Below are 6,634 nucleotides of genomic sequence, written 5' to 3' on the forward strand. Positions count from 1 at the left end.
GAAGGAGACTGACCATGCGCCACGATTCCATTCCGCAGACGCCCGCCCCCGAGCCCGCGACGCCGAGCCCGGATCCGATGCATGCCGACCAGATGACACTGCTGCGCTACCGCGTCACCAATTTCCGCTCGGTCAAGGACAGCGGGTGGCTCGATCTCGGCCGTGTCACCGCGCTCGTGGGGGTCAACGAATCCGGCAAGACGAATCTTCTCCTGCCGCTCTGGAAACTGAACCCGGTGGCCGATGGTCATCTCGACCCGGTGTCGGACTATCCCAAGGCGATGTTCGCCGAGATCCGCACCGCCCCCGGGGCCTACCGCTTCATCCTGGCCGAGTTCGACACCGGCCCCGCCGCCGAAAAGATCGCCGAACTCGCCCGTATTCCGGTCGAGGCCGCGCGCCGCGTTGCCGTCGGCCGGCTCTTCGATGGCAGCTACACCGTCGAATTCCCGAACTACGCTCGGCCGCGGGAAACCGATGCCCGCCGCACCGCCGAGCGCTTGCGCACTGCGCGCGCCACGATCGCGGCCGTCGAGATCCCGATCGACGAACAGGAGTTTCACACCACCGTCCTCGACGGGATCGACGCGATGCTGGCCGAGGTCGAGGCAGAGCCGATGTTGACCGGAAACGACATGATGCGGCTGCGCAATCGGGTCGGCGCAATGATCCCCGACGAGATCCACTCCCTCAGCGCGACGCTCGAAGAGCTTGGCGCGCTCCGCCGCGACCTCGGCACCTGGATGATCGACATGCTGGCCCCCGATCCCGGCCAGATCGCCACTGTGCGCGACGCGGTCCTGTCCCACTTGCCGCGCTTCGTCTACTACTCGACCTGGGGCAATCTCGATTCAGAGATCTACCTGCCGCATGTGGTCGACAATCTGGGCCGCAGCGATCTCGGCCCCAAGGAGGCGTCGAAGGCCCGCACGCTGAGGGTTCTGTTCGGCTTTGTCGGGCTGGAGCCGGCCGAGATCCTGGAACTGGGCCGCGATTTCAACGAAACCCGCAAGGAGGCCGAGCGCCGCCGCCTCGCGGCAAGGGCAGAGCGCAACCCGCTCGAAAACCTGCTCGACCTCGTGCGGCCGACGAATGCGCCCGATCTCGGCCCCGACCCGATGGCCCGTATCGCCGAGGCCAAGCGTACCCGCTCGATCCTGCTGCAATCGGCCGGCAACCGGCTGAGCGAACGGTTCGGCGAATGGTGGCGGGTGCGCGACTATCGCTTCCGCTTCGAGGCCGACGGCAACAATTTTCGCATCTGGGTGTCGGATTCCGAACGCGCTCAGGAGGTGGAACTCGAAGAGCGCTCGACGGGACTGCAATGGTTTCTGAGCTTCTTCCTCGTCTTCCTGCACGAAAGCTCGGGGCTGCACCGGCGCGCGGTCCTGCTGCTCGACGAACCGGGCCTGTCGCTGCACCCGCTCGCCCAGCGCGACCTGTCGGTGTTCTTCGACAAGATCGCCCTCAACCACCAGATCGTCTACACTGCGCATTCACCCTTCCTTGTCGATGCCGACCGGCTGGAACGAGCCCGCAAGGTCTTCGTCGGCGAGGACGGCTCGACCCGGGTGACCTCGGACCTCGCCGCGCCCGAGCGCGGCGGGGGCGAGAGCGGGGCGGCATACGCGGTGCGTGCCGCGGTCAACATGGCGGTGGCCCAGGCGAGCTTCGGCGGGGCCGATTCGGTGCTGGTGCCGGGTATGGTAGAACAGATCTACCTCACGGCGATGAAAACGACCCTGATCGCCGCCGGAGAGTTCGCACCGGCTCGTGATATCCTCTTCGCGCCCGCGGGCGATCCGGGTATCGCGCTGCGCATGGCAGAGGTTCTGACCGGGCGCAATGACCGGCGCCCAACGCTCCTGCATGACCAACCCGGCGCAGGGTCCGACGGCGGGGTTCTCAGCCTTGCCGATCTTGTCGGCCGCGCGGGGGCGACCATCGAAGATCTGATGCCGCCTGAATTTCTGGCCGAGATCGTCGACCGGATCGAGCGGCGTCCCGAGACGATGCTGAGCGACACGATGCACACAGACACGTCGTTCGTCCCGCAGGTCGAGGCCTGGGCCATGGCGGCCGACATTCGGTTGCGGCCCGATTGGCGCCTCGAACTCGCCCGCCGGACCCGGGACCGCCTCCTGGCCCGCGGACCGGCAGCAGTGCCCGACGCAACCCGCGCACGCTGGCGTTCCGTGATCGAGACCTGCCTCGATCCTCGAATGGCGGTTTCAGAGGGCGATTGTGTATTTAACAAACCCACGCGGAGAGGCTATAAGTAACTCAACAAGTTAGAGTTTCCCGCCATGTCCGTTCTTTCCGCCCCCTACATGCACGACGAAGCCGCCGCCTTTGCCCACGTCGAGGAAATACTGTGGCCGGATGGCCCGGTATGCCCGCACTGCGGCGTTGTGGATCGCGCCCATCCGAGGCCCAGCTCCCGAAGATCGAGGGGCTTTGGGACGAGTTCACGGACGGCACCGGCACCGAAACCAGCCTGCGCCGCTGGATGGACAAGCGCGGCTACGGGGCCAGCCCCACCTGGCTCGATGCCGACACCGCCCGGAAGGTCATCGGCGCGCTGACCAACATGGTATCCCGCAAGCTGGAAAAGGAAGCGCGCCACGGGTGAACGTGACGCGCCACCGGATGGCCTGGGAAGTTGCACACCGCCTCGGCATTCCGGCTCTGATGGACCTAGCAGACTCGTCAAGTCCGGGCAAACCATCATCAAGACGGCAGAGGCCGGACCCACAGCCGAGGGTCCGGCCTCTCTGGTTTCATCGGCGGCGATCCTGGGCACCGCGATCCACCAGCTGCGGGGGACGGGAACCAGCGCGGAACCATCCCCCGTCCACGGTCAGCAAGAGCAAGGGACGTGGCACCCCGACCGTAGACCGGGGCCATGCCGCGCGGGCAGGACATCTGTCCTGCCGTTGCTGCCCGAGGGTCGGACCAATGTCCGACCACGCGCAAAACGTCAGGAAAAACAATGCCATGACAGCAACTGCCCGCGCCCGCGAGTACTTCGAGCCCGACAGCTTTTGCCGCCATGTGATGGACACGCTCGGGTACGAGGTTGTCCAGGCGATCCGGGAACGGCTGGGCGGGCAGGAGTTCAAGATACCGCATCCGAAGAACCTTTTCGAAGGGCATCCGCTGGCCGAGGCGCTGGGGCTGGACGGGGCCAGGGCGCTGGCCGAACAGTTCAACGGCGAAAAGGTCTACGTGCCGCAGCCGATGAAGGGCGCGACCGACACGGCCCTTTTGGAAGCCGTCGAGGCGGGCGCGACCAATCACGACCTGGCCGACCGCTACGACCTGACGTTGCGGCACGTGCGGCGGCGCCTGGCCATGCTCGGCGTCCGCAATCCGAACCACCGAACCCCGGTCGGACGGCCCCGCAGCACCGACCGGAACGATGTCGCCCCCAAGCCCTTCAGCCTGGACCAGTAACTCCCTGGACGCCCCGGTGCCGCGCGAGCACGCGGAAGAAGCCCAGACCGTGCCGGGCATCGACCTGGGCAAGCGGGCCGTCAACCTGGTGATGGATGCGCTGACGCTGACGCTGGAAATCGAACAGGCCGAGCTTGCGCTCGATCCGGCGAACTATCCGGTCGAGAACCAGCTCACCCTGGCGGGGTCGAGCTGCTGAAACAGCGCGGCGACCAACCCGATTGCGGATATCGAGGACGCGAAGGAGCGGGTGCGCACCACCTGCGGCGTCGATCCGAACCGCATGGTGGTCAGCAGCGCGGGCTTCCGCGCGCTGAAGAACCATCCGGCGATCACCGACCGGTTCAAGTACACCACGTCCGAAAGCATCACCGCCAAGATGCTGGCGGGCCTGTTCGAACTGGACGAGCTGGCCGTGGGCAAGGCCACCTATGTGGACAGCGATGCGCCCGACGCGCCGTTCAAGGAGGCGTGGGGCAACGCCGCCGTGCTGGCCTATGTGCCGACGCAGGACGCCGCCCTGGAACAGCCCTCGTTCGGCTACACCTATACCCTCAAGGGGCATGGCATCCCTTCGTCGAGCCGCCGCGCTGGGAAGGCGGGCGCCGGTCGTGGGTCTATGGCGTGACCTACGAGCGCAAGCCGGTGTTGACGGGCATCGCCTCGGGCTTCCTCTTCCGGAACATCGTGGAGCCTTCGTGATGAGCGGCGCGGGCAAGTTTGGCCCGGTCGAGGTGTTCCGGGCGGGCAGCTTCACCGACATGACCGGGGGGCGTCAGACGATCAACGAGGCGACCCTTCGGGAAATCGCCTCGGGCTATGACCGCGAGGCCGCCCCGGCGCCGGTCGTGATCGGGCATCCGCAGACCGATACCCCGGCCTTCGGGTGGGTGGAAGCTCTCTACGTTGAACGCGGGGTGCTGAAGGCCACGCTGGAACAGACCGCGGCCGAGTTTGCTGATGCCGTCAAGGCAGGGCGGTTCAAGAAGGTCTCGATCTCGCTGTTCCTGCCCAATGCGGCGGCGAATCCCAAGCCGGGTTCGTTCTACCTCAAGCACGTGGGCTTCCTCGGTGCGGCGGCGCCCGCCGTGTCGGGGCTCATGCCGGTGAAGTTCGCAGCCACGGGCGGGGACAGCCTGCCATTCTACCAGGACGCCTTCGCCGCCCCGGCGTCAGCGGCCGAAACCGAACTGGCCCGGCTGCGGCGCCAGGTGCGCGAACGCGAGGTGGAAGAGCTGATCGCCGAAGGCCGGGTGCTGCCCGTGTTCAAGGACGAACTGGTGGCCTTCGCGGCCAGCCTGGACGATACTGAGACCGTCAGCTTTTCCGAGGGCGCCACCGCGACCCGGAAGGACTGGTTCCTGTCCTACCTGAAACGGCAACCCAAGGTCGTATCCTTCGGCGTGCTGGATCTGGGACAGGTACCCTTCGAAGGTGGGCGGCCTCGTCAGGACCAGACCATTCCTGACGGCTACAGCGCAGACCGGACGCATGACGAGCTTCTGCACGCCGCCCGCCAGATCGCGCGCGAGAAGGGCGTCAGCTTTTCCGACGCGGAGGACATGGCGATGGAGGGCCTGCGGTGAGCGCGCCTCTCTCGCCCCATGTGGAACTGCGGCGGCAATGCCTCCAATGGGCCTTCCAGACCCGCGAGTTCACCGACAAGCCGCAGGACGATGTCCTGCTGGTCGCGCAGAACTACTACGCCTTCATCACGGGCGGGCCGTTCTGGCCGGTGCTGCCCGGCTGGGTCCACCTGAGGGCGCGCGCCGGGGAGCCTTTCCCATGAGACTCAGCGTTCCGGGCCTCGCCACTCCGCGCCCGACCGGCCGCGCGGGCTCGATGTCCTTCCTTGGCCTAGCGCATCTCACCTGGCGCGAGGTGCTTTGGGATGTCGGCCAGCACCGCGGCCCGAACGCGTTTGTCAAGACGGGCGAGCTGCGCCGCCGGACATGGGGCCGGGGCCCCGGCCCCGCGCCCAAGCCATGCGGCAAGCTGATCTGGAAACGAAAATGACGGCCGGGGTGATCCGGCCGTCCTGTCGGGCTCCTGGCTGGAGCATCACCGCTCTTCGGTTGCCCGACGCTTTTTATATAGTGCGTGACAGGGGGATTTATCAATGACCGGCGTCACGATGACCGTCACGCTCGACGACCGGGAGGCACGGGAGAAGCTGCGCGCCCTGGTCGACCGGATGGAGCGCCCGGAAGGGTTCTACAAGCTGGTGGGCGATGCCATCGTCAATTCGACGAAGGAGAACTTCCAGTCGGAATCGGCGCCCGACGGCACGCCCTGGGCGCCGCACGCGCCCTCGACCATCCGCCAGCGCATCCGGCGCGGCCAGGTGCCGATCACCAAGCTGCGCACCAACAGCTTCGGCCAGACGCTCTACAACCAGTTGAACGCACGGCCGTCGCCCGAGGGCGTGACGGTGGGGTCGCCCATGCCCTATGGGGCCATTCACCAGCTCGGCGGCACGGTCAAGCGGCAGGCGCGAACCGGGCGGCTTTTCGGGCGCGACAGCGTATCGGTGCGCGCCTACACGATCACGATCCCGGCGCGCCCCTACCTGGGGCTCTCGGCCGAGGATGAAGAGACGATCATCCAGATCGCCGACGACTGGCTGCGCTCCTGAGGTCGGTGCCAGTCCTATAGTCGATGCGCTCGCGGCGTGAATGGATGGCGGCTGGGGGGATCCGGCCGCCGCGCCAGGTCCCTCGCAGGAGCATCACCGCTCTTCGGGTTCCCGGCGCAAGAACGACGCCCGCAGCGTTCCGGGCATCAGGATCGAATGCCTGTCTGAGCAACCAGCGCCACAGTATTCGACCGCGACAAGCTTCCCCGATGCCGCGCCGGAAGTCGAGCGGGAATGCGCACATCTGCGCACCGGGTGTTATGAAAACGGTAGATCATGCGCGGCAAATGCGCGATTTTCCCGGCGTTTCTGCGGGCAATTTGCATCTCGCCACACCGGTTCTGACGCTCAACCCCTTGTTCTGGCGTCAGTCTCCCCGTTTTCGTTCCCCTCCCGATGAAAGACCCCCCTCCATTTCCGTAGCACCGTTGTAGCACCAGCCTGAGCGCACGCAAACGCCTCCCGTGTGGGAGGCTCTTAAGCGGCTGTATTCTTGGGGTAATTTGGTTGCGGGGGTAGGATTTGAACCTACGACCTTCAGGT

General features: G+C 66.5%; 9 protein-coding genes and 1 pseudogene. All 10 read left to right on the top strand.

What is annotated here, in order from left to right; genetic code table 11:
• Window positions 1-14: 14 nt before the first annotated feature.
• The 10 genes and pseudogenes from EV655_RS02180 to EV655_RS02215 all read left to right on the top strand — a co-directional run bounded on the left by EV655_RS02180 (window position 15) and on the right by EV655_RS02215 (window position 6,091).
• Window positions 15-2,282: an ATP-dependent nuclease gene (locus tag EV655_RS02180; RefSeq protein WP_165905240.1), complete on the top strand. Its 2,268-nt coding sequence runs from the start codon at window positions 15-17 to the stop codon at window positions 2,280-2,282.
• A 48-nt stretch (window positions 2,283-2,330) separates the two neighbouring features.
• Window positions 2,331-2,384: pseudogene (locus EV655_RS19100) on the top strand (hypothetical protein); the annotation flags it as partial.
• The gene (locus EV655_RS18545) at window positions 2,375-2,632 is read left to right on the top strand and encodes a phage protein GemA/Gp16 family protein (RefSeq protein ID WP_341540292.1); all 258 of its coding nucleotides are present in this window, start codon (window positions 2,375-2,377) and stop codon (window positions 2,630-2,632) included. The pseudogene EV655_RS19100 and the gene EV655_RS18545, both read left to right, overlap by 10 nt.
• A 365-nt stretch (window positions 2,633-2,997) precedes the next feature.
• A complete protein-coding gene (locus EV655_RS02190) occupies window positions 2,998-3,456 on the top strand; it encodes a hypothetical protein (RefSeq protein ID WP_132541067.1) in 459 nt (152 codons plus the stop codon).
• Between the two features lie 49 nt (window positions 3,457-3,505).
• On the top strand, window positions 3,506-3,655 hold the full coding sequence (locus EV655_RS18550; protein WP_165905241.1) for a hypothetical protein: 150 nt from the start codon (window positions 3,506-3,508) through the stop codon (window positions 3,653-3,655).
• A gap of 21 nt (window positions 3,656-3,676) precedes the next feature.
• A complete protein-coding gene (locus tag EV655_RS02195; RefSeq protein WP_132541070.1) occupies window positions 3,677-4,084 on the top strand; it encodes a major capsid protein in 408 nt (135 codons plus the stop codon).
• Between the two features lie 73 nt (window positions 4,085-4,157).
• The gene (locus EV655_RS02200) at window positions 4,158-5,042 is read left to right on the top strand and encodes a hypothetical protein (RefSeq protein ID WP_132541073.1); all 885 of its coding nucleotides are present in this window, start codon (window positions 4,158-4,160) and stop codon (window positions 5,040-5,042) included.
• Entirely contained in the window at window positions 5,039-5,245 is a 207-nt protein-coding gene (locus EV655_RS02205; protein WP_132541076.1) for a hypothetical protein, read from the top strand. Before EV655_RS02200 ends, EV655_RS02205 begins: the two co-directional genes overlap by 4 nt.
• Window positions 5,242-5,472, top strand: coding sequence for a hypothetical protein (locus EV655_RS02210; protein WP_132541079.1), 231 nt, complete (start codon window positions 5,242-5,244; stop codon window positions 5,470-5,472). The genes EV655_RS02205 and EV655_RS02210 overlap by 4 nt, the downstream gene beginning before the upstream one ends.
• A gap of 103 nt (window positions 5,473-5,575) precedes the next feature.
• Entirely contained in the window at window positions 5,576-6,091 is a 516-nt protein-coding gene (locus tag EV655_RS02215) for a phage virion morphogenesis protein (RefSeq protein ID WP_132541082.1), read from the top strand.
• Window positions 6,092-6,634: the final 543 nt, after the last annotated feature.

It is taken from the genome of Rhodovulum euryhalinum (genome assembly GCF_004342445.1).
Taxonomy (GTDB): domain Bacteria; phylum Pseudomonadota; class Alphaproteobacteria; order Rhodobacterales; family Rhodobacteraceae; genus Rhodovulum; species Rhodovulum euryhalinum.